Source organism: Pseudoalteromonas sp. NZS71 (genome assembly GCF_015864715.1).
Classification (GTDB): Bacteria; Pseudomonadota; Gammaproteobacteria; order Enterobacterales; family Alteromonadaceae; genus Pseudoalteromonas; species Pseudoalteromonas arctica.
In genome coordinates, this window is record NZ_JADYWS010000010.1 from 18,394 (window position 1) to 40,733 (window position 22,340).

Consider the following 22,340-nt stretch of genomic DNA (forward strand, 5'->3'; position numbering starts at 1 on the left):
TAGTTACAATTGGGCACAAGTATACATATACCTTAGTGCTAGGGGAAGTATTGCGCGGTGTATCACCTTATGCCAAGTTAGAACTCAGCATAAGGAACAATAGGGGTACCTGGGAACTCAAGCGTTCCATAAACAGGGTTAAAATAGTAACGTATGTAAAGTTGACCAAAGTTTGGTTCGTAAAAGTCAGAACGATCGATGGCTAAGTAGCCACCAAAGAACCAATTCGGCGTTATTCTATACTCAAAACTACCTTCAAGATTATATGAAACACCAGAACTTGTTTCACCTTCAAATACAGGGTCAACACCTGTTATTGATTCTCTATCATACGCAGCTATTTGCAAATCGCTATCGTTAGGGAAGAAATCAATAGATTGAGTTTTTGTTTGCGAGTACGAAACACCGGTTTTTAATCGATAAACAAAATCATCGCCCCAACGCGCGTCATAAGTGAGAGGCACGGATAAACCTACATAGTTTTGCGGACTGTAATAACCACCATGGCCCCATGTTTCTTCACTTAAATTATACTTGTATGCCCAATGTAATAAGCTAGCGCCTACGATAAATTCACGCTTTTGATTGCTTATTACACGGTAATAAGTACCGCCCATCATACGATAGCGTTGGTTGTCTTTTACATTTTGGCCTTTATAGAGGGTAAAGTCGGCGCTTGACCAAAAACCCCATTTTCCGCCTAAGTCGTGTGATACATTAGCTGTTAGGCCTGTAGAGCGTACGCCCCCCCCAAACTTTACCTGTATTTACATCTTTTAAGCCCGCATAAGAAAGCACTGAATTTGTAACTGGGCGCTTTTCAAGTTCTAGGCTGTATCCAAAGTCGCCAAAACTGTCTGCGTAATTTACACCCCACACAAAGTCTTCAATTAAAAAGCCAAGTGGGGTAGTGCCTACATCTACACGCCAGTTTTCGTTTTGCCAACCAATACCTATATCTACACCACTTTCCTCTGGTGTCACTTCATCGACTGAACAAGTGAAAATACATAAAGCACCTTGTCCGTAGCGACTACCAGCGAACTGCTCATCAAAGCGAGTTGTTTGTGCGCTAATAGTAGTTGGGTCTACTTTAATAAAACCTTGGCCTTGCCAAAGTGGAAAGTAAGCTTCAATCGGTACTAAGCCCGCACCAAGTGTTGCTTCACTTTCGGTACTTGTTTGCCCACTAAAGTTAACACCCATGGCAATGTAGGCTTGGTTTTTGTTTTGCTCGTTTATTAGCTCACGTTTAGCACCGTTTACATACCATTCATCGTTTTCATCTATTTTTAAAAGCGCTCCGTAAAGCTCTTTTTCGTTTAAAGTACGATTAGGTGACAGGGTTTGTGCGTACCAAGATTGTGCTTGTTCGGTTTCGTTGAATTTGCTGGCTACTTGAGCGCCTAAATAACGTAGTTCTTGATCGTTGGGTGACTTTTCAACAAGTTGCTTAGCTAAATAAAGTGCGTCTCCAGAGTAATTAAACTCATTGAGAGATGACATGATTTGGCGTTGCAAATAACCCTCTTGCGATGTGGTTTGCGCTATCGCTTTTTGCGTAACTTCTTTTGCTTGAAAGTCGTCTCCAAGTTCTATGTATGCATTAGCAATAGCGAGTAGTGCTTGAGGCTCTATGGTTTGTTTATTTTGTACTTTTTGCTGATACAAAATAACGGCCGCTTCATATTGTTCTAGCGCTAAATTTGCATTAATAAGGGCAGTAGTTGTTGCTGGAATATCTTTATATTTTTGATCAAGCTGATTGAGCTTAGCAATTAAATCACTGCCAGTGTAAAACTGGTTTAGGTAGTTATTTTGTAACTGAACATATTGAGCCGTTTCGTTTTCAGAAGCGCTTTCTGGTAACACGTAACCCTCAAACCAGCGTTTTATTTCAACTTGGTTACCTTGCTCTAGTATCCACTGGCCTTGTAAAAGGTGCCAATAAGGCGACAAAGATGAGTCAGATGAAAGGGCACTTGAAAGTAATTTAAGAGCATGTCGTTTTTCATCAATTTTGTACCAACTATTAGAAAGCTCAGCTTGCATTTCAGGTGTTAGCTCTCTTGCTTCTAAGTTACTTAAATGGTAGATAGCGACAGATTTATTTTTTAAATCAAGATATTGCTGACTTTGCGTAAGAGACTCGTTAAGCAACAATTGCTGCTCTAAAGCAATAATATCTGTATCTCGATTTTTAAAAGGAATATATTTAAGTGTATCTAAAGCACCTTCATAATCATTTATAGAGCGCAAAAATAAAGCATGGCTATATCTAATTTGGGGGTTTAGCGGAAATTGCCACAATACATTATTAAATAAATCACGTGCTTGTTGAGTGAGGCCTTTTTGTTGGTATATAAAAGCTAAATCGTAATATAACCAAGGTTGCTCAGGTGAAAGCTCAATAGCTTGCTTAAGTAATTCTTCTGCTTTTTCTAGCTCTCCACCATTAGTATACTGACTTGCTTTATCTCTTAGAGTATTACTGGTAGCTAGTGCATATGAGGGGTAGATTAAATCTCGTTGCTTTGCATTTAATGAATTATAAAAGTTGCGAATTGATTTTTGGTTTTGATCTAGTTGCGCGATATTTAATAAGCCAAGTAAGGCATTTTCATATAAAGGATTGGTTTTTAGGGCAGCTTGATAGGCGGTAGCAGCTTGTGTGTAATTTCCTTGAGCTACTAGTAATAGGCCTTTGTTATAAAGAAAAGCTTCTTGGTCATGATTTAATTGCTCAGCTAGATTTAGTTTTAATTGTGCTGTTTTAAAATCAGATTGCTCTATAGCATCTTCCATTTCAGACATATACAGCCAAAACTTCGCAACTGTCGCGAGTTCTTTAAGTCCTTCACGCTCATCAAAATTAGGTGTATATTTTTGCGCGGTAAAAAAATAGTAATAAGATTTTTTGTAGTCGCTTTTCGCTAAATACAAATACCCTAAGCTGCGCATAATTTCTTTATCGGTTGGCCGCCCTTTTAAAGCATTTAATAGTAGGGGCTCAGCTTCTTTTAATTTTTTATTATTAAGTAAACGATCACCTTTAAGCCAAAGCTGATACGCAGGATCGGCAAGTAATGCTTGCCTTACTTTAAAATCTCGTTGGAAATCTTCGTATTGTAACTTACCTTTACTACTAAATGGGTACACAGAGAAGTATCGTTGGTATTGCTCAACTGTATTTTGAGTAAGATCCATGCTCTTAAGAGTTGCAAGCCAAATAAACTCAACTTCATTAATAAAAGAAGGGCTAGTTCCGTAATTACTTAAAATATCTAAAGCTTTATTATTTGCTGGGTTTTTCCTCAGTAAATGGCGAGCATAAGGTATTTCTACTTGAGCGATATTAGAATAGCTTTTTAATAACTTTTCATAGCCTTTTTTAACACTTTCCCATTGGTCGCTGTCTTGCCCATACCAGCTTAAATGCTCAAGCTCGTAATTAAGTGTAGGGTAGGTGTTTTTAAATATTTTATTGTATATTTCACGGGCTTGTTCATAACGTCCAGCTCGAGAAAGTAGCCTAGCTTCATGAATTAAAGATTTATCTTTACCCTCAATACGAGAGAGTATTTTAAGTTTTTCAACACAAGGGGCTTGCTTAGTGAGTCCGTTATCTATTTTGCTTAATAATTGGTTGGCTTTCACTGATTCGCCATTGGCAAAATTATAACGCGCTACTGCGCACTGTGTTTCTATTCGGGCAGGGGCAATAGCGACTAGCTTTCGCAAGCTATCTTCAACTAGTTTTTTATTTTGCTGTGCTTCACCAATACCTATTTGGCTTAGTAACCAATCAACAGATTGCGTATCAATATCGTTGACTGTGTTAGCGCTTAATCCAGAGCTAAGCGCTAATGTGCAAGCGAGGGCAAACCTTAACGGCATTCAGTGCTCCATACCGGTTGTAGCGTCCCATCTGCTGTAATTGAAAAACGTTTATTTAAAGCACTTGCACCAAACAAGTTAAGTACGCTGTCGTAATAACGAGTCTGGGTAAATGATTTATCAATCATTAGTTTTTGCTGAATAGCCATTACTGTAGAATTATAGTTATTAGTCGCTAGTAAAGGTAATAGAGCTGAGTTAAAGCCTAGAGGGCCTCTTTTTTCAGATTTTCCTGATTTAGCAAAAGTATTTAAAGGCACGTAACCACGTTTATTAATTGTTTCTATAAAAGGGTTAAATTGCGCTAATAGCTCTTTTTTATAAGGTGCGTTGTCTGCCATCATACTTGCCCATAAATATACTCTAATAGCGTTGTAACTGCCCAAGTCGCTCGTTTTTTTATCGTAGTAAAAGCCGTTATCTGCATCAAACATTACCCAGTCAGGGCTAACACCTTGCTTTGCTGTATCTAAAATCAACTTTGCTGAGCCTTCGTGCAGTTGATGCCAAGGCGAGTGTGGATAAAGCTTTTTAAACTGCTGATAAATAAATAACGGTGAGTAGCTTGGGTTTAACTTAAAACGCTCATTATCAAATTCAAAACCAGTAGGGGCGGGTAGTAATGATAAACCTAGGCCCGAAATATAGGCGGTTTCTTCACGCATTATCCGTTGTGCAAGTACGGCTGCTAATATGCTGTAGCGGCGGTCATCCCAAAGAATAGCAGCTTGCGATAAACTATATGCTATCCATAAGTCAGAATCAGACGCTGGATTTGAATCTAAAATTCCGCCAACATTTTGATTGTTAACACCCCATTGCCATGCCGGTAAACGAGTGCTTAAATCACCCTCTGACAAATGTTCTTGCGTCCAATCCAGGACTAGGTCAAACATTGCTTTGTCATTTGCTACGACAGCAAAAAATAAGGCATAAGATTGGCCTTCAGAGGTTGTGACTTTTTGCTCACTCCCCAAATCAATAACGCGACCATCTTGGCTTATAAAGTTACTTTTAAACGTTTGCCATGCATCCCATGGTTGGCATTGCTCTATTTGTGCATTGGCATTAAAGGTAAATAATGCAATCACGGTAAAAAATACATTAATGAGTGACTTCATTACTTATCTCCTTCAGCTAATCGCTTGTATGTTAATGCTTGTAGTAATCGCCATATAATAAATGAGATCAGCAGTAGTGTTAAAATAGACAATAGTGCCAGTACAAATGGGTGATCCGATAAATGGAACCAAATTAGGGTATGCACAGGAATGTGACCAACAAAATATTGCTCATCAGTTTTAATTGTCTTAATGCCTTGAGAATTTATGACTGCAGCACTGCCTTTAATTTGCGCAAGAGCTTCTGAACTCATTAACGCATCATCTAGTAGAGTAAAGGCTTTTTGTGATGTTGCACTAAGCGATACAATTGAACGCTCTGAATCAAACGGTGATTGAAAGCCAGTAATAACGGCCATATCACCACTACTTTTTATACTTACTTGGACTTTATCTGTTGTCTGCTCATCGTAAGCACCATTGTATATGGCTTGTTTTATAGCGCGCTGATTATTATCAAGCAGGATATTGGTTTGCGCATCTTCATCTAAGTTATTAGCAATGCTATTAGGTTTTGCGATAACTAAGATATCTTTATCATCTAAGTTGGCATCTTGATTTAAATGAGCAACACTTATTCTATGAGCGGGGTAGCCTGTAATAGCACCAAAGTGGCCTGTTAAATTAAACAATACAGATAGTGCTTTAGGTGATGGAACTTCATCTATCAATACTAAAGTTTGTTGTAAGTCTGCGTATTTTGTAAATGGGAATCCGCTGTTTGCAAATACATTTAAATCAGGCAGAGCCATGTAATGGTCAAACCCACTTACATCAATGTTAGAGTTTCCATCAATTACCCCGTACTCGCCACCAGGTGGAGCAACGGCACATTCGCCTTTTTTAAGTACTGCAAATCTAAAGTCAAAATTTAACTCATTTCGGCTGGCAAGATTAATACCGTCTAATGAAAAGTCTTCAGCGCTTTGCGTTGTGTCTGTATTAGCAATTAAAGGCAGCAACGTTTTAGCGGTAGTTAACGATGTGTCTTTTTTATCAAGTAAAAAACCACTTATAAATTCTTGGTTTATTAACATGTTTAAACGTGAATTTAATGTTTCGCTCTCTGGCGTATTACGGTATTGCAAAGTAATAGGAATACCTTTTTCACGCCAAGTAAATAAATCAGGTGCAAAACGAACATTTAATTTTATAGGGCCGTTGTTAAGACCCTCAGCTTGTAACTGAGTTGGGTAGTCAATAAGCTCGTCAAAGTGCACGGGACGATCGTTTCTTAGCCATCTCGGCGCATCATAAGCTTTACGCAGTGGGAGTTTGTTAATAGCCTCGATGCTTGCACTTCGGCCAGTCATAATTTTATGACCAAATACAAGACCAGTGACCGCTGTTTTTAAGTCTTTTTCGTCACGCCCCAAAATTAACAGCATTTTATTGTATCTGTGAATAGGGCTTGAAATTAGCTCGACGGTTGGCTTTTCAACATCTGGATAATCTTTTAAAAAATCAGGTTTTGAGTCATTAGTAATAAACACCACACTATGCTGCTCTGGTGCTTTATTTAAAACGACTGGAAAGTTAGCGCCACGCCAGTCAGCTTGTGCGCCAAACCAACTAGATAAAGTGGCTGCAGCTTCTATTGCTTGTGTATTAGGTGTGCTTGCAAATACAAAAGGTAAGTTTAATTTGTTGTAATCTTTAGCATCAAAAAATGGTTCTGGTAAATATTCAAGGCGGCTATCAATTGCTAACTGTTTTTGATCAAGCGTGATGTGGCTTGATTTGTTTATTTCAGTCCAAATTGAGCGGCTAAAGTAATCTTGGCATCGTAAGTCGTAGTAGCCAACTAGTTCAAAGCGAATTTGGTTGTAGTCTTGGATGTATTTAGCATTTAGGTCTAGGCTATGACTTACCGTATTTTTTACAATACTTAATTGCTCATTAATAGGTAAAACAGTAACTAAGTTATCGTTAAAATAAACTTTTAAATGCGATACATTAGCCAGCAATGAAGGTGAGTTGGTGTACGAAAAGTTAAGCTTTAGATTAGTGCTTAATTTATCAATTCTATTTGTGAAATCGACTCGAGAATTATTATTCACGCCGTCGAGTTTATAGTCGTTGAACCCTAACTTTTCAAAGCTAAGACGTAAACTAGAAACCTGAGCGCTCTCAGGGTAGCCATTTACAAACATAGTTTTGTCGTGCATAGGCTCGATAGCGAGCACTTGATATGCGCTACTAATAAGTAACAATGTTAGAAATGTATTAAGTAACTTTTTAATCATAATTATTATGCACTATCGTTTTTTTTGGAGTAAATGAATTTATGTAAATGACAGTATTAGTCATAAACTTAATTATAGGTTGTAACGCTCTTGGGGCATGAAACAATAAATTACTAAAGCCCCGTAAACTGGTTTTTTGCACTTCTTTGAAGCTATACGATGGACGGTCATGTCTAAAGTTATTTTGCCAATCTAGCCAAGCATCTGCTCTGGAGAAAGTACATTGTATAAAAGCTCTTTGCTTTTCGAGGGATAAATCTTTAAGTGTAAGGCCAATTTGTTTTTTACGGGTATTACATACATACGTTGTAAACGAAAATTGCTTGTTACCGCGACTCATTAATAATTCAATTTTATCGTTAACGCGGCATAAATGTGCGTGTTCAGTCTCTATACCTACACCGTTATCTGAATAATCCGTTATTTTTACTTTTAAAGTATGGCCATTTGCTAAACGAACGCCGGCAGGAAAGTTTGCCTTTATACGATGCGAGTGCCTCACTTGGCGAGCCTCAGCAGCAACCGCAACCGCAGCACCCAAAATAATAATATTATAAAAAGCCCAACCCATACTTATTATAAGTACGCCAATCTGGCTTGAATCACCTAAAAACAGACGTAATACACCCACTATTATTCCAAGTAAGTTAATAAGTAAGAGAATTAAATACGGTTTAGAAATCCCCCAGTCGTAATGCTCTTCATCATTTAAACCGCCTTTTTCGGTTACGTTAAATTTACCTTTATTAGGATTAAATAAAGCAACGGTAGTTGGTTTTAATATGTACCAAGCAAGTACTGACTCATACACTTCACCCCAGAAGGAGTAACGGTATTTACCTTGAATGCGTGAGTTAGTCGCTTTTATTTGAATTAGTGTCGGTACCACATAGATAAAAATAGCAATAAAAGGAGCATAAATTATGTAGGCATTAAAATATATTAGCGCCAAAGGAGCTGTTAAAAATACAATACGAGGAATACCCGATAGGAAATGCAGCATTGCGTTTATATAGCATAATCGTTGAGGGATGCTTAAACCTTTACCCATCAATGGGTTATCAAGCCTAAATATTTGTGCCATACCACGCGCCCAGCGAATACGTTGGCCTATATGCGCTGACAAGCTGTCGGTAGCAAGGCCTGCGGCTTGTGGGATGTTTATATATGCAGTTTTATAACCTGCGCGCTGCATACGAAGGGCCGTGTGAGCATCCTCAGTTACTGTTTCAAATGCAAAACCACCAATGTTATCAAGCGCTTCTCGTTTTAATACGGCACAAGAACCACAAAAGAAGGTTGCATCCCACATGTCGTTACCATCTTGAATCAATCCATAAAACAACATGTTTTCGTTAGGGATTTGACTGTGGTTATTAAGATTTCGCTCAAATGGATCGGCAGAAAAAAAGTGATGCGGTGTTTGGACCAAACACACTTTACTGTCTTTTAAAAACTGTCCCATTGTCATTTGTAAGAACGAGCGAGCAGGAACGTGGTCACAATCAAAAATTGCGATATATTCGCCATCGGTATAACGCATAGCGCTATTCATATTACCGGCTTTAGCATGATTGTTATCCGAACGCGCTAAATAACCCACTCCAATCTCGGCTGCAAAATCCTTAAACTCTGAGCGCTTACCATCATCTAATATATAAACATTTAACTTGTCTGCAGGCCAATCGATACTTAAAGCAGCGAGAGTAGTGGGTCTTACAACGCTTAACGGCTCGTTATAAGTTGGAATATATACATCAACAGTTGGCCATAGGTCAGTGTCTTTAGGTAAAGGCACTGGTTTTCGCTCAAGCGGATTAACTGTTTGAAAAAAACCTAAAATCAGTACAAGCCATGCATACGTTTCAGCAAGTAGTAAACCGCCACCTAGTGCAAGTGCAAGCGGATCATCCCAGTTTAAAGTCTCAGTGTAACGCCACCATAAGTAACGAGAAGACGTAGTTACTGACAGGGTGATCATGACAATGGTTGCCATTTGGCCTTTTACTCGTTTAAGTGCATACGCAACTAATAAAATAAAGCTTATAAATACGGCTTGAGCTTCCAAGCTAAAAGGAATTGTAATGAATATTGCTAATAAAAATAAAATAAACGCGAGGATGACGTATTTAACTAATTTATTTTGCCATACACGTGCATCCGCCATGGCTTTAAATGCACTTTTTTTAGGGCCTTTTTTGTTTTTTGATAGTAGGCGTTTTAATAATTTACCTAACTTTAAATCAAACCAACGTAATTGCCTTAAAAGGTAGCTAACGCCATCATAAAAATAATTAACTGCATCTTCTTTTACTGAACTAGATTTAAGCTGATTTTTAAAAAACACTAAAAAAACACTTTGAATAATAAAGCGTAATATATTGGAGTAAATATAGGTTCGGTAAGGCAGCCTTAAATGAGGGTAGTAGTTATAAAGGGTAAACTCAAAGCTGATTTTATGCTGTTTAATGTTTATAAATAGCGAGCTTAAAAGCGTAATAAAAGGCATTAAGAAAGCTTCAATTACATTTACTTTATGTTGATTAAAGTAGCTATGAAACTTAAATAAAATGTACCGAACTAACTTATCAGTAAATAAAATGCTCAGCAGCAAGTATAAAGTGCTGTGAATAGGGCGCTGATAAAATAGTGTAATGCTCATTTTATAAGGTCGCTTTACTAACTAGCCAACCAGCTAGTGTTTCAAAGTCATCGTTTGCGACACTATATGGCGCGCAGTTAAGTGCTACATTTCTGTATGCGGTTGACTCTTTAATAACTTCGTCACTGTTAATAAAAAAGGGAGCCATAAGGGGAAGTGTCGATTGCCATAGGGAAAATAAGTCAAATTCTAGCGTTGATGCAGAGTTATAGCGGTTAACTAAAAAGTAATGTTTCCAATTGGTATCTGAATTTTTAAGTTTTTGCAGGCGCCTATAAATTAAGCTGTGACAAATAGCGTCGCAATTAACAAGTTCAATTACAATATCGTCTTTCTCTAATGGGTAGTGAGAAAGGTTAATATGTGAAGGGCAGTCAAAAAGTATCCAAGCTTCGTTGTTATAATTTAGGTTTTTGCATTTATTGACCGTTTTAGTGATGTTATCGGTGCTAGTGTCGTCGTTATCGCCAAATGGTAAAAATATAATGCCATCGTTATCTTGGTGAAAATGCGTAAGTGCATCTTCAAAGTGCACTTCATTACTCCAGCCTTTGGTGTATTTCCACGGTAAACCAAAATGTAAACCTAAGTCACTTTTTGCATCTAAATCGATAGCAACAACGTCAACGTCAGACTTTTTTAGCACGCATGCAAGATTGGCAACTACAGAAGTGCTGCCTAAACCGCCTTTGATACCTTTAATGAAAACTCTTTGCAACGGGGTTACCTATCCTTAGTTTAACTAGTGTATGTGTTTAGTTCGTTGTTTATCTCTTTAAGCAATGCGTATTTATTAATTGTATTATTATTTTGCTGCTTGTTTACAATTTCTATGTAGTCATCACTCTTTCCACCAAAACGCAGTGTAAGGTTTTCTATATCACTCGATGTTAACGTTTGTGAGTTTTTAGATGTTAAGTTGTTCATCTTTACCTTTACAGTTACTTTAATTATTTTGATTAAAAGTGGACAATATTTGGCTATTATATATAGAATAACGGTTAAAACTAGTAAAAAAGTATTTTTTATAGGGCATTTTAAGTGCATAACTTTAACATAACGGGATTAGAGCCTGCTGCAAAAGAGTTAAAATCGGCTTCAAGTTATGCTGTTTTAGCCCCTTTAGATAATTTTGCAATCGAATTAGCGTTACATTCAATTAACCAAAGTTTAGCTAATGATATATATATAGTTTCTCAAGAGGCTGAATCATTTTTTGATTCTTCTTTTTCTGCATCGTTAAATTATGCTTATGAACATAATCGAGTACATCCTTTTTCGTTGGCCCCAGAAACACAACACTATTCAATTGAGCGAATCAATTCAGGTATTATAAAAGAGATAAGTGCTTATAAACGTCTAAACGAAGCGCTCATTTTTGTCCATTTTAATACAACACAGTTAAACAGCGCTGGCGAAAAAAGCTTGAAACTGATGATGAATGAGTACAACGATTTTGTTCGTCGTACCGGAGCTACATTACTATTTTTAATATCTGGGCCTGATATTGCTAACTACCGTTTTTTAGTTAGACGATTAAATAATGTATTTGATGGGCTGGTTTTTGTTGATAATGATTCTGCAATGCGAGTTCTTGAATATGATTATTGGCGCCATAGCACGGGTGTTATTGCTGGTGAACATTACCCGTTATTATTAAGTAATAATCAGTTTGTTGTTCAAAAGGGAATAATAAGCGAGAGCAAAGCACCTAAAAGTTCAGACTTTTCCGATGAAGACGATGTTTGGCTTGTGCAAAGTGCGGTGCCCGAAGGTACTAAATTACCAATGCACTATAAAAGTGTAAAAGATAATAATGACTTATTTAATAAAGGACCAAAGGTAGAAGCAGCCACCTTAATTTTTGCAGTAACGCGCTACACTGATTTAGCGTTATTAGGTAAGCAGTGTTTTGAACTTAGAAAAAACTGTGGGCGCTGGTTAAAGCTTGTTATTCAAAATGTTGATGGTGTTATTCGCCATCAAGATGAATGTTTATTTTTAACATTGGGTGTAAACCTTATTCTATATAGCTTTTCAGAGCCTTCTCGGTTGCTCTCACAAATTCAATCTATTCAAGGTTTTCAGTTTTCTAGGCCTTTACCTCCCTCAGTTGAGGACGTATTGAAATACACTGAAAACACTTTTTCGAAAGGATATTTACCTTTCATTGAGTTTACAAAACAAGTAGAAATTCATAGTGACTCAGCCGTTAATTTAGGTGTGAGTGGTGTGCTAGTAAAGCTTGAATTACTGCCACGAATCGACCCAATACACCCTTTGCATTTATTTCATATTAAACGCGAAGGTGATGTATTTAGTATTGCAGATAATACAGTTTATTTATATTTGCATGCTTGTAGAGAGAATGACGTTGATAATGCGATTAAGCATTTGTTTAAATTAAAAACAAGCGATTTTTTTGTACAGCAAAATGTAATTTCTGATCACTTTTACATTCAACAAGAATGTAAACAATTAAGGCGTTTTTATAAAGGTAAGAGTGTTGTAGATTTCTCGCAAAAACTTGCCGAGAATGATAGCTATAAATTTGCACCTGATATAGCAAACAGCGTTACTGAAAATATTAACACACCTGAATTTTCTAGCAAAAGCCGCCCAGATGCTAAGCCTTTTATAATGAAATTAAGAGATAACTTATGAGTATGAATCAGCTTTTAATTACCGTGTTTCTTGCAATGGTGCTTGGCGCGGTGCTTTGTATGCTAGGCAAATACATTTTATCTCAAATAACAAAATATTATTATAAGCTTACTTTTAAACATGAAGTACTAGAGCCTTATACACCAAATACAGTAAAAAAGGATAAGAAGTGAAATTATCAGGTTTAGGGGTTTGGAACCTTTATTTTTTAGTTAAGTTTGCTCTGTTTTATTATGGTGCAATTGATTTTAACGTATTAACTAATGCGGCTTTTGCTGCATTGCTTGCGATTAAATTTAAACAGCCATTAATAGAGAAGGCAAAACATATAGTAGGTGCTGTGTTTGCTGTGGTATTACTTTACCAAGACTCATGGTTGCCACCAATAAACAGGTTGACTAAACAAGCGGGTAACGTTCAAGATTTTAGTTTTGGTTACTTTATTGAGTTATTAACCCGTGTTATTAACATTGATATGTTATTGGCTTTGTTCGTAATTAGTGTGTGTTTTTGGTATACATCGCAATGGATACGCTTTACAACAGTCACTATCGTTGGGCTGTTAGTTGTAGGATGGCAAGGGGGTAACTCTCAATCACAATTTGTTAATAATGTGGCTAACCCTGAGCCGGTTACACAGAGTCAAAGTAATCCTCAAACACAAGTGATCACTCAGGCAGCACAATCTCCTGATCAAAAATTAGCTGATTTTTATCAACAACAAAGCTTATTAATGAGTCACTTTCCGAACCAAGTAAATGGTGAACTGTTTGATGTAATTATTTTGAACATATGCTCAATGGCTGTTGCTGATTTAAATGCCATTGGTGTAAGTGTTACTGATATGTATAAAGACTTTGATGTGGTGTTTTCAGACTTTAACTCGGCTACATCATACAGTGGACCAGCTGCGGTAAGACTGCTGCGCGCTAGTTGTGGGCAAACTAGTCAAACAGCATTATTTAAAGAGGCACCTGAACAATGCCACTTGTTTAAAAACCTTGAGAAACTAGGTTATCAAAATAATGTTGTGATGAATCACGACGGACATTTTGATGAGTTTAAAGGTTTAATAAATAAGTACGGTGGCCTAGATAGCACGCCATTTAATATCGATTCAATGCCAGTGGCGCTTCGAGGTTTTGATAATAGCCCTATTTACTCAGATGAAGCTGTGCTGGATGGTTGGTTAGAGCAAGCTGATGATTGTAAGCCGTGTGCAATGTATTACAACACCACAAGTTTACATGACGGTAATCAGCTAGAGAATCAACCAAGGGTGAATAGTAAAGAGACATACCCAATCAGACATAAAAACTTGTTTGCTGATATTAACCAATTTGTAAAAAAATTAGAAAAGCGTGGTCGCAACGTTATGTTAATGATAGTGCCTGAACACGGCGCTAATTTAAAAGGTGATAAAGTACAGTTTGCAGGATTACGTGAAATCCCTAGTCCAGCAATTGTGTCGGTACCTGTAGCAATTAAATTTATAGGTCCTGATGTACAAAACTACTCGCAAATTGTGGTTGATGATTCAACAAGTTACTTTGCGCTTTCAGAGCTGGTAAGTAAGGCACTGCAAACTGATGTGTTTGGTGGGAATAATAGTGTTGCTAATTTACTTGAAAACCTACCTAAAGCACCTAAAGTTGCTGAAAATGAAGGCACAATAATGATGTATGTTAACCAACGACCATTCATACAATTAGATGGTGGTGATTGGTCAGCTTACCCACAAGGTAAGTAGTCTCATAATAAGATTTAATAAACAGCACTGGTATAGTTAAATATAGATATCAGTGCTGTTTTTCTTCGTTTAATTACATCCCACCCTTTGGCTCTAAAAGCTATTTTGTCCAAAAATGTTTACAATAAGCTACCTTCTCAAAGCGACTTAGCGTATTATTCGGCTAATATAGTTTTTCCTTCTTTGAGGATGTATGCGTCTAGATATTCACTGTGCTGATCGAATTGGTATTGCTCAAGAAATCCTTAATATATTAGTTAACTACAGCGTTGATTTGAAAGGAATTGAAGTCGATTCTGTAAATTGTCGTATGTACGTTAGTTTTCCCGAAATTGAATTTGAACAATTCCAAAAAATTATGCCATCGATACGTTTAATCGACGGTGTACACGATGTGCGTACTACTGCATTTTTACCATCTGAGCGTGAACACAACGAATTAAATACTTTACTACGTGCATTGCCTGATGGGGTTATCTCTATTGATGCCAAAGGTTGGGTACGTTTGTGTAACGATGCAGCATGTAAAGACTTACAGCTAATTGAAAAAGACGTGATTGGTGCAAATATTAATAACCTGCTTAAAGGTTTTAACTTTACACGCTGGTTAGAAGGTAAAGAAGTACTCGGACAAACCACTCGCGTTGAAGTGGCTGGTGAGGATTTTATTGCAGACATTTTGCCAATTGCAGTGCCTCAAGGTAGTGAAGGTGATGTGCTTGCTGGTGCGGTTATTAACATTAAATCGCAAAGTCGGTTAGGGCAGCAAGTCAGTGCATTTAGACGTTACGGGCAAGAAAGCTTCGCTACTATTCACAACTTTAGTACGGCAATGCGCCGAGTTGTGCGCGAAGCACGCAAAATGGCGCAACTAGAAGCCCCTATTTTGATTACTGGTGAAACAGGAACAGGTAAAGAGTTATTAGCTAGAGCGTGCCATTACGCATCTAATCGTTCTGTTAAACCTTTTATTGCACTGTCGTGTGCTTCACTTCCTGATGATGTTGCTGAGTCTGAGTTATTTGGTTATGCCGGGTACGAAGAAAATGCAGCGCCAAAGCGCGGTGTATTAGAGCAAGCCGATGGTGGAACTGTATTTTTAGATGAAGTTGGCGAAATGTCGACTCAACTACAAACTAAGTTACTGCGTTTTTTACAAGATGGTACGTTTAGAAAAGTAGGCGATGAGAACGAAGTTAAAGTAAATGTACGTATTGTTGCCGCTACTCAAAAAGACTTACCTGCAATGGTACAAGAAGGGGTTTTTAGAGAAGACTTATATTACCGTATAAACGTGCTTACTTTAGAAATAGCACCACTAAGAGATAGAAAAGCAGATGTAGGACCACTTGCAGAGCATTTTATTCAAAAATATGCGCAACAAAATGGTCATGCAATTCCTGTTTTATCACAAGAGTGTTTGAGCTTTTTACAAGAGTATCCGTGGCCAGGAAATGTTCGTCAGCTGGAAAATGCAATTTACCGTGCAGTGTCGTTACTAGATGATAGCGAGCTTCGCGTAGAGCATTTACAGTTACCAACTTTTACCCATGATTTAGGGTATTTAGAGTCTGATTTTGAAGGCTCACTAGATCAAGCTGTTAAACGTTTTGAAGCGACCTTACTTCGCAAACTCTACCCAGCTTATCCAAGCTCACGTCAGTTAGCTAAGCGATTGGGCCTAAGTCACACCGCGGTAGCTAATAAGTTACGTGATTACGGTATTAACCGAAAAACAGTAAAAGTGTAATTGACATAAATAAATTAAAATATGGGGACTAATTTTTAGTGCCCATATTTTTTGTTACCCCGTCAATTGCAATTGTCTCGATACCTTCTTCGTTAAAGTTCATTACAATGCTGGCGTTATTACGAGTGAAAAAATAGCTACGGCCATTAAGTTCAATAACATAATCGCCTTTTACGGGGTCGCTAAATTGCTGCTTTTTTAAAGTGACCTTATGTTCGCCAATTTGCCATTCAAACTCTTCAATAAATCCATTATTAAATTCTTGCACCCATATTTGGCTGTCATCCTTTGAAAGCGTTATAGCTACCGAGTAAGAGCTAGGGATCTGCTCCATATTGTAACTTTTAGAGCCAATAGTGAATTTTTCAGCTTTTTGCTGCCATTCAAAACCAAATTTAAATTCTTTAACTACACCAGTAGGGTAAGTAACAGAGCCTTTACCCGGTAATGAAAAATCGGCAAAAGCATTATAACTAGGCGCTAATAGAGTTAGCGCAGTAATAATTTTTAGTTTTGACTTCATGAGTTATCTTTTTATTGTAATAGTGATTTAAGATTAAAGTAGAATATTCGTCTTCGCAAGGGGCTATGCTACACTCGAATAAATTTAACTGGTAAGACCTTTTTTGTGAACTTATATATTCGACTTTTATTATTGTTTTTTAAAATTAAACGTAACAAGCAATATCAAAATTTACTTGATACGGTAGATATTGATTACAAAGCTTTACCTACTGATTGTGACATTAATTTACATTTAACAAACTCACGTTACCTCGCGATGATGGATTTATCTCGAACTTGGATGACTGAGCGCGTTGGCTTGCTTAAACAAATAATGAAGCGTCGCTGGTTTCCGATTGTTAACGCAACTGCTATTACTTATATTCGTGATATTAAGCCTATGCAGCGATATACAATAAGTACTAAGCTAGTTGGATGGGATCATAAATACTTTTATATTGAGCAAAAGTTTCACTCAGAACGAGGCTTACATGCTATTGCTTATGTACGCGGTGTATTTAAAAGTAAAAAAGGTATTATAAGTATTGAAGAAATGCTTGAAGTGGCTGGTTTTGATGGCCAAACACCTATATTGCCAAGTGAAGTTATGCACTGGAAAGAAATGCTAGAGCAGAAAAAGTTAAGTAACCTGCCCTAATCTCTACAAATGAAAAAAAAGGCCTTTCGGCCTTTTAACACACATTGTAATTGGGTAACTACGTACTACTTTATATATGCTTTAAAAGCTGTATCTAACACCGAACATAGCAACAACGGGGTCAAGCTCAACAGTTGATGTAAGTGCTTTTGCACCATTAGCATAAACAGTGGCATCGGTATCAATATCCATAATTGATACCATGGCGTGTAGACCCCAGTTTGCATCAATTTTATAGTTAGCACCTACCTGAGCCATAAAGCCAAACGAATCATCTAATTTTACTTCTACATCGTCTGTTCCTAGCGTCGCTTTAAGTGCTTGAGAAGGTTGCTCATCAAAAAATGCAGTGTAGTTTATGCCTACGCCTATAAAAGGTCTTAGCGCATAACTTGTGTCTAAAAAGTGGTATTGCGCAACTAAAGAAGGAGGAAGCTGTTTTATATCTGCAATTTTGTTGCCTGCTAAGCCGCCTGCGCCATTTACATCGTGTGAAAAAGGTGTTGCTGCTATTAGTTCTAACACCCATTGATCGTTAAATGCATAATCTACAGTGATACCTAGTTGAGTATCTGAATCACCTTTAAGGCCCAGCGTAGGTGCTTCATTAATTGCTGAGCTACTATTATCAGGGTTTACGTTAATAGCGCCAACATTTACGCTAAAGTTAGCGTGTGCAGCTGGAGAGAGTGCTAATAAAGAGGTTAATAATGCGATGCTAATTTGAGTTTTCATGTTGTTCTCCAAGAACTACTGTTTGATTGGCGCTATTATTACCGAGCAATAAAAATGAAAACTTGTTCTAGATCAAAGTTTAAAAAACATTTTAACCTTGTGGAATGCTTTATTGATTTAGATTAAATTTAGCGTCGTTCTGCTTTTGAAAAGATTGACATATTTATTTCATCAACAGTCATATGAATGTATTAAGGCTGACATCGCTTAGTAATAAACTCACGTTTTAATAAAGGCACATTAAATAATAAAGTGTGTTTAACATGTTTTTAGAAGCATTCGAAAAAAAATCAAAAACAACGGATATTCAAAAAGAAGTTGTAGAGCACTTACAAACACTAATTCGCTTTGAATCAGTAACCCCTAACCAAGCGGGTGCAATTGATTGGCTTGCAGATAAATTGGTGGATTTAGGGTTAAGTTGCGAGCAATTTACTATAAATGGTGTAACCAATTTAATTGCCTGCATAAAATTCAAAGATGGCCCATGTGTTGCTTTTTCAGGGCACATTGATGTAGTACCAGCAACAAGTAGCGGTTGGTTAAGTCCTCCTTTTGAAGGGCGAGTGCGCAATGATGCAATATACGGTAGAGGGGCGGCCGATATGAAAGGGGGTGTTGCCGCCATGCTTAGCGCCACAAAACAGTTAATTAATAGTGAATCCGCTAAAGCAGGGACACTTTACTGGCTTATCACGTCAGATGAAGAGGGAGAAGCTGAATTTGGTTCTCAAGAAATAGTTAATAAGCTTGCCAAGCAAGGTGTTGTATTAGATGGCTGTATTGTAGGGGAGCCATCAAGTGTGGCACAAGTTGGCGATACGGTTAAGAATGGCCGTCGTGGTGCGCTTTCAGCTCGGATTTTAGTTACTGGTAAGGCAGGTCATGTAGCTTATCCTCAAAACACAGTCAATGCTGCTCATATTGCTGCAAAAATAGTAAATAGCTTGAGTGATCAGATCTGGTTACTCGATGTGGCTAGCTCAAAAACCACACTGCAAGTGACTGGAATTAACATAAATAATGTGGTCGATAATTTAGTGCCAAGTCATTGTGAGATTACATTTAATGTACGTTATAGCCACGGTTACAGTAGCGCAGCAGTTAAAACGCAATTAATGAATACCCTAAACAAGTTTGCTGAGCATTTTACAATTGAGTGGGAACGCCCATGCGAGCCTTATTATACAAGCCATAATACGGGTTGGAGTTTACTTACTCATATTGAGCAGGCTATTTACAAAAACACTTCAAGTTACCCATTACTAAGTACAAATGGAGGGACATCAGATGGACGATTTTTTGCCAGCCCCCATACTCAAGTTATTGAATGTGGTGTGCGAAACAATACGATTCATCAAGCTAATGAACACGTATCTATTAGTGATTTACTTAAAATTGAAGCTATTTATACAACTTTACTAGAGCAGATATTTATAAATAATTAAATATAAATCGAGTACTTTATAAATATAAATCGAGTACTTTATAAATATAAATCGAGTACTTTATAAATATAAAGCACTCTCTTATTATTGGTTATTCTAAATAACGTTTGGCTTTGTTTTCTTTTACACTTTCAAGATCGACCAATACCAATCCATCAATACAATTATTAAAATCGGGATCAATACTAAAGCTTAAAAATTGCACGCCACCTGGTTTACAAAGTTCAGTGTATTGTTTAAATAAAGTAGGGACTTGAGCCCCCATATTAGCTAACACATGCTTTAACTCTACAAAATCTTCTTTTACGTCATTGCCGCAAAAAAGAGTATTGCACTGGGTTAGCTGTTGCTCAGTTAATTTAAATTCATTATTAGGCGTAGCTAATTCAATACCACTTTTATAGTAATGCTGATAGTAATAAACGAGTATGGCTTTTGCTTGCTCGGGTAGAGCATTTGATACACTTACAGCACCAAACAAGTATCTGTACTGTGGATAGCTTTTTATAAAAGCGCCAATGCCATACCATAAATAGTCGAGGCTCTTACGTCCCCAATATTTAGGCTGTACAAAGCTTCTACCAAGCTCAATTCCTTGTTTTAGATAGGGCGTCATAGCGTCGGTATAAGAAAATAAGCTATCAGTATACAAACCTTCGCGGCCATGTTTTTGTATTATCTGTTGTGCACAGGCTAATCGATAAGCACCTACCAGCTCTAGCTGCATTGGGTCCCACAGTACAAGGTGTTGGTAATCCATATCGTATTTATCTATATCACGACGCTTACCACTACCTTCACCAACTGCTCTAAATGCTATTTCTCTCAGGCGCCCTAACTCTCTAAAAATAGGTGAGCTACCTGCATATTGGTATAGATGAATATGCATACCGTCTTGCGTTTTACCAAGAAGCTTACATTGCTCAATTGCTTTTTTTAGCTCTTTTCTGCACTCGGGAACAGCGATAGGTGTTTGTGTTTTTAGCGGCAGTGCTTTTTTTGTTGTAAGCCTATAAAGCTGTTTACGGATGAGGTTTACAACTTCTTTATCTTTAAGATTTTCTATTAAGTAAGATTCAGGAGGGATAGAGGCGCCAATCTCAAACTCTAAAGATTTTTGGCGCTGCTTAAACATTTCGGCCACTAATAGTAAACTTGCCAAAGGTTTATAAATCATTGATGTGCCATAAAAAAGTGGACTGTTTTTGGCTTTAATATAAATAGGTAAAATAGGGCAGTTAGCTTTTTTTGCCATACGTAAAAAGCCACTATTCCATTTGCAGTCTTTAATACCTGTTGGCCCTAATCGCGATACTTCTCCTGCCGGAAATATAAGTAATGCGCCTTCATCCTTTAAATGGTTTTGTATATTACTAAGCTCTTGTTTCTTACTCATGCCTGATAAGTTATCTACGGGGAGTAAAAGTGAGTGCATTGGAGTAACCGACATCAACATGCGGTTTGCCACTACTTTTAAATCCTGTCTTACAGTTGAAAGTACTTTAATCAGTGCTAAAGCATCTAATGAACCAATAGGGTGGTTAGCAACGATAACAAGTTTACCCTCATTAGGAATATGTTCTATCTGCTTAGGTTTATAGCGCGTATCAAAATTGAGTTCATCGAGCACTTGTTCAACAAATTCTAATCCTTGTAGGTGAGGGTAGGCATCACCAAAAGCAACAAACTCTTGTTCATGTAATAAGTAGCCTAGGCCTTTTTTTACTAAACCTTTTACTTTTGGAGAGTTCTCTAGTTGTGGTAAGTTTGCAGCAATTACTTTATCAACACTTATCATATTAACCTCATATTCCGTTTGGCCTATTCGCCATACATGTAAGATTAAAAAAAGGGTGTGACAGTTACTTTGCAGTAGTGTGACTTTTTAAAGTGCTAACTTATAAACTGTGTATTGTTAGGAGAATTTATGTCGGTATTGGTTGCTATAACTGGGCGTGACAACACAAAACTAATAACGAAGTTACAAGAGCGATTACCAAATACGCTGATAGAGCAATGGCCTGATTGTAAAAACGCACATGATGTGGATTTTGTACTTGCGTGGAAAGCGCCAGAATCTATGTGGCCACAGCTACCTAACTTAAAGGCTGTGTCGTCATTTGGTGCTGGCGTAGACAGTATCGATTTAACATTACTCGACGAAAGTGTTGAAGTAGTACGTATTGTTGACATGCAACTAGCTGAAGATATGGCGGAATATGTACTGACACATGTGTTAGCTCAAAAGTTACGTTTAAAAGAGTATTACATTAAGCAAACACAGCAAACATGGAAGCCAAAGCGGGCGCATAGTAATAAACATGTCGGCATACTTGGGTATGGTGAATTAGGTAAAGCATGCGCGCAAAAGCTTATAAATAATGGCTTTAAGGTAAGTGCCTGGGCGCAAAGTAATAAAAGCGCGGCTAATGTCGAAATTTTTTATGGCGAGGAAGGCCTCAATAGTATGCTTTCTGATGTTGACTATCTTGTATGTCTATTACCCCTTACGCAAGCAACGACAGGCATTATTAATCACTCAATGCTCGCAAAGCTACCTAAACATGCTGTTGTTATTAATGTGGCTCGCGGTGCTCATGTTGTTGAGCAAGACTTACTAAGTGCATTAAATAACGATAGCTTACGCGCAGCTACACTCGACGTATTTGATCAAGAACCTTTAGCGTCGAATCACCCTTACTGGGGAAACCCCAAAATAACGCTTACACCACATTGCGCGGCGATTTCTGATTTAAATAGTGTTCTAGAGCAAATAGCCGATAATATTGAATGCTTGAATAAGGGGTTAGTACTTAATAATCCAATAGATAGAACTAAAGGTTATTAGCTGATAGCTAATTAGTTTAAAAAACAGCTTGTTAACATTTGTAATTTTCATTAGTGT

General features: G+C 37.4%; 14 protein-coding genes and 1 pseudogene. 6 read left to right on the forward strand and 9 right to left on the reverse strand.

The annotated features are described in order from the left end of the window. Window positions 1-77: 77 nt before the first annotated feature. From I6E85_RS08305 to bcsR, 6 genes and pseudogenes are all read right to left on the reverse strand, one after another. Window positions 78-3,897: pseudogene (locus I6E85_RS08305) on the reverse strand (cellulose synthase subunit BcsC-related outer membrane protein). After that, the gene (gene bcsZ / locus I6E85_RS08310; protein WP_197236832.1) at window positions 3,888-5,018 is read right to left on the reverse strand and encodes a cellulose synthase complex periplasmic endoglucanase BcsZ; all 1,131 of its coding nucleotides are present in this window, start codon (window positions 5,016-5,018) and stop codon (window positions 3,888-3,890) included. The pseudogene I6E85_RS08305 and the gene bcsZ overlap by 10 nt, the downstream one beginning before the upstream one ends. Beyond that, window positions 5,018-7,264, reverse strand: coding sequence for a cellulose biosynthesis cyclic di-GMP-binding regulatory protein BcsB (gene bcsB, locus I6E85_RS08315; protein ID WP_024589434.1), 2,247 nt, complete (start codon window positions 7,262-7,264; stop codon window positions 5,018-5,020). The genes bcsZ and bcsB overlap by 1 nt, the downstream gene beginning before the upstream one ends. Beyond that, window positions 7,257-9,926, reverse strand: a complete 2,670-nt coding sequence (gene bcsA / locus I6E85_RS08320; RefSeq protein WP_197236833.1) for a UDP-forming cellulose synthase catalytic subunit — start codon at window positions 9,924-9,926, stop codon at window positions 7,257-7,259. Before bcsA ends, bcsB begins: the two co-directional genes overlap by 8 nt. A gap of 1 nt (window position 9,927) precedes the next feature. Next, a complete protein-coding gene (gene bcsQ, locus I6E85_RS08325; protein ID WP_024589432.1) occupies window positions 9,928-10,644 on the reverse strand; it encodes a cellulose biosynthesis protein BcsQ in 717 nt (238 codons plus the stop codon). A gap of 20 nt (window positions 10,645-10,664) precedes the next feature. After that, complete coding sequence (gene bcsR / locus I6E85_RS08330; protein ID WP_007581346.1) at window positions 10,665-10,853, reverse strand: BcsR/BcsP family cellulose biosynthesis protein; 189 nt, start codon at window positions 10,851-10,853, stop codon at window positions 10,665-10,667. A gap of 114 nt (window positions 10,854-10,967) precedes the next feature. Here bcsR and bcsE point away from each other — a divergent pair, with 114 nt between their 5' ends. The 3 genes from bcsE to tyrR all read left to right on the forward strand — a co-directional run bounded on the left by bcsE (window position 10,968) and on the right by tyrR (window position 16,090). After that, on the forward strand, window positions 10,968-12,590 hold the full coding sequence (gene bcsE / locus I6E85_RS08335) for a cellulose biosynthesis protein BcsE (RefSeq protein ID WP_024589431.1): 1,623 nt from the start codon (window positions 10,968-10,970) through the stop codon (window positions 12,588-12,590). A 169-nt stretch (window positions 12,591-12,759) separates the two neighbouring features. Continuing rightward, on the forward strand, window positions 12,760-14,340 hold the full coding sequence (bcsG, locus tag I6E85_RS08340; protein ID WP_024607285.1) for a cellulose biosynthesis protein BcsG: 1,581 nt from the start codon (window positions 12,760-12,762) through the stop codon (window positions 14,338-14,340). Between the two features lie 193 nt (window positions 14,341-14,533). Further along, window positions 14,534-16,090 carry a transcriptional regulator TyrR gene (gene tyrR, locus I6E85_RS08345; protein ID WP_010555118.1) on the forward strand — a complete coding sequence of 519 codons (1,557 nt, stop codon included), beginning with the start codon at window positions 14,534-14,536 and terminating at the stop codon, window positions 16,088-16,090. A gap of 28 nt (window positions 16,091-16,118) precedes the next feature. Here tyrR and I6E85_RS08350 read toward each other — a convergent pair whose 3' ends face one another. Continuing rightward, window positions 16,119-16,613 carry a hypothetical protein gene (locus I6E85_RS08350; RefSeq protein ID WP_024589429.1) on the reverse strand — a complete coding sequence of 165 codons (495 nt, stop codon included), beginning with the start codon at window positions 16,611-16,613 and terminating at the stop codon, window positions 16,119-16,121. Window positions 16,614-16,718: 105 nt separating this feature from the next. Here I6E85_RS08350 and I6E85_RS08355 point away from each other — a divergent pair, with 105 nt between their 5' ends. Continuing rightward, window positions 16,719-17,252 (forward strand): thioesterase family protein, encoded by a 534-nt coding sequence (locus tag I6E85_RS08355; protein WP_002958217.1) that lies wholly within the window; start codon window positions 16,719-16,721, stop codon window positions 17,250-17,252. 81 nt (window positions 17,253-17,333) lie between these two features. On the opposite strand, the gene I6E85_RS08360 is transcribed toward I6E85_RS08355, so the two are convergent. Next, window positions 17,334-17,987, reverse strand: a complete 654-nt coding sequence (locus I6E85_RS08360) for an OmpW family protein (RefSeq protein ID WP_002958218.1) — start codon at window positions 17,985-17,987, stop codon at window positions 17,334-17,336. A gap of 263 nt (window positions 17,988-18,250) precedes the next feature. Between I6E85_RS08360 and dapE the strand changes: the two genes are divergently transcribed. Beyond that, a complete protein-coding gene (dapE, locus tag I6E85_RS08365) occupies window positions 18,251-19,435 on the forward strand; it encodes a succinyl-diaminopimelate desuccinylase (RefSeq protein ID WP_024589428.1) in 1,185 nt (394 codons plus the stop codon). Between the two features lie 91 nt (window positions 19,436-19,526). Here the strand turns inward: dapE and I6E85_RS08370 are convergent, their stop codons facing one another. Beyond that, window positions 19,527-21,233: a lysophospholipid acyltransferase family protein gene (locus I6E85_RS08370; RefSeq protein ID WP_197236834.1), complete on the reverse strand. Its 1,707-nt coding sequence runs from the start codon at window positions 21,231-21,233 to the stop codon at window positions 19,527-19,529. Between the two features lie 129 nt (window positions 21,234-21,362). Here I6E85_RS08370 and I6E85_RS08375 point away from each other — a divergent pair, with 129 nt between their 5' ends. Next, the gene (locus I6E85_RS08375; protein ID WP_024589426.1) at window positions 21,363-22,283 is read left to right on the forward strand and encodes a glyoxylate/hydroxypyruvate reductase A; all 921 of its coding nucleotides are present in this window, start codon (window positions 21,363-21,365) and stop codon (window positions 22,281-22,283) included. The last annotated feature ends 57 nt before the right edge of the window (window positions 22,284-22,340 follow it).

Bases quoted from the DNA above. Each gene is read 5' to 3' on its own strand.
- bcsZ (WP_197236832.1), bottom strand. From the start codon at position 5,018: ATGAAGTCACTCATTAATGTATTTTTTACCGTGATTGCATTATTTACC.
- bcsB (WP_024589434.1), bottom strand. From the start codon at position 7,264: ATGATTAAAAAGTTACTTAATACATTTCTAACATTGTTACTTATTAGT.
- bcsA (WP_197236833.1), bottom strand. From the start codon at position 9,926: ATGAGCATTACACTATTTTATCAGCGCCCTATTCACAGCACTTTATAC.
- bcsR (WP_007581346.1), bottom strand. From the start codon at position 10,853: ATGAACAACTTAACATCTAAAAACTCACAAACGTTAACATCGAGTGAT.
- tyrR (WP_010555118.1), top strand. From the start codon at position 14,534: ATGCGTCTAGATATTCACTGTGCTGATCGAATTGGTATTGCTCAAGAA.
- I6E85_RS08350 (WP_024589429.1), bottom strand. From the start codon at position 16,613: ATGAAGTCAAAACTAAAAATTATTACTGCGCTAACTCTATTAGCGCCT.
- I6E85_RS08360 (WP_002958218.1), bottom strand. From the start codon at position 17,987: ATGAAAACTCAAATTAGCATCGCATTATTAACCTCTTTATTAGCACTC.
- dapE (WP_024589428.1), top strand. From the start codon at position 18,251: ATGTTTTTAGAAGCATTCGAAAAAAAATCAAAAACAACGGATATTCAA.
- I6E85_RS08370 (WP_197236834.1), bottom strand. From the start codon at position 21,233: ATGATAAGTGTTGATAAAGTAATTGCTGCAAACTTACCACAACTAGAG.
- I6E85_RS08375 (WP_024589426.1), top strand. From the start codon at position 21,363: ATGTCGGTATTGGTTGCTATAACTGGGCGTGACAACACAAAACTAATA.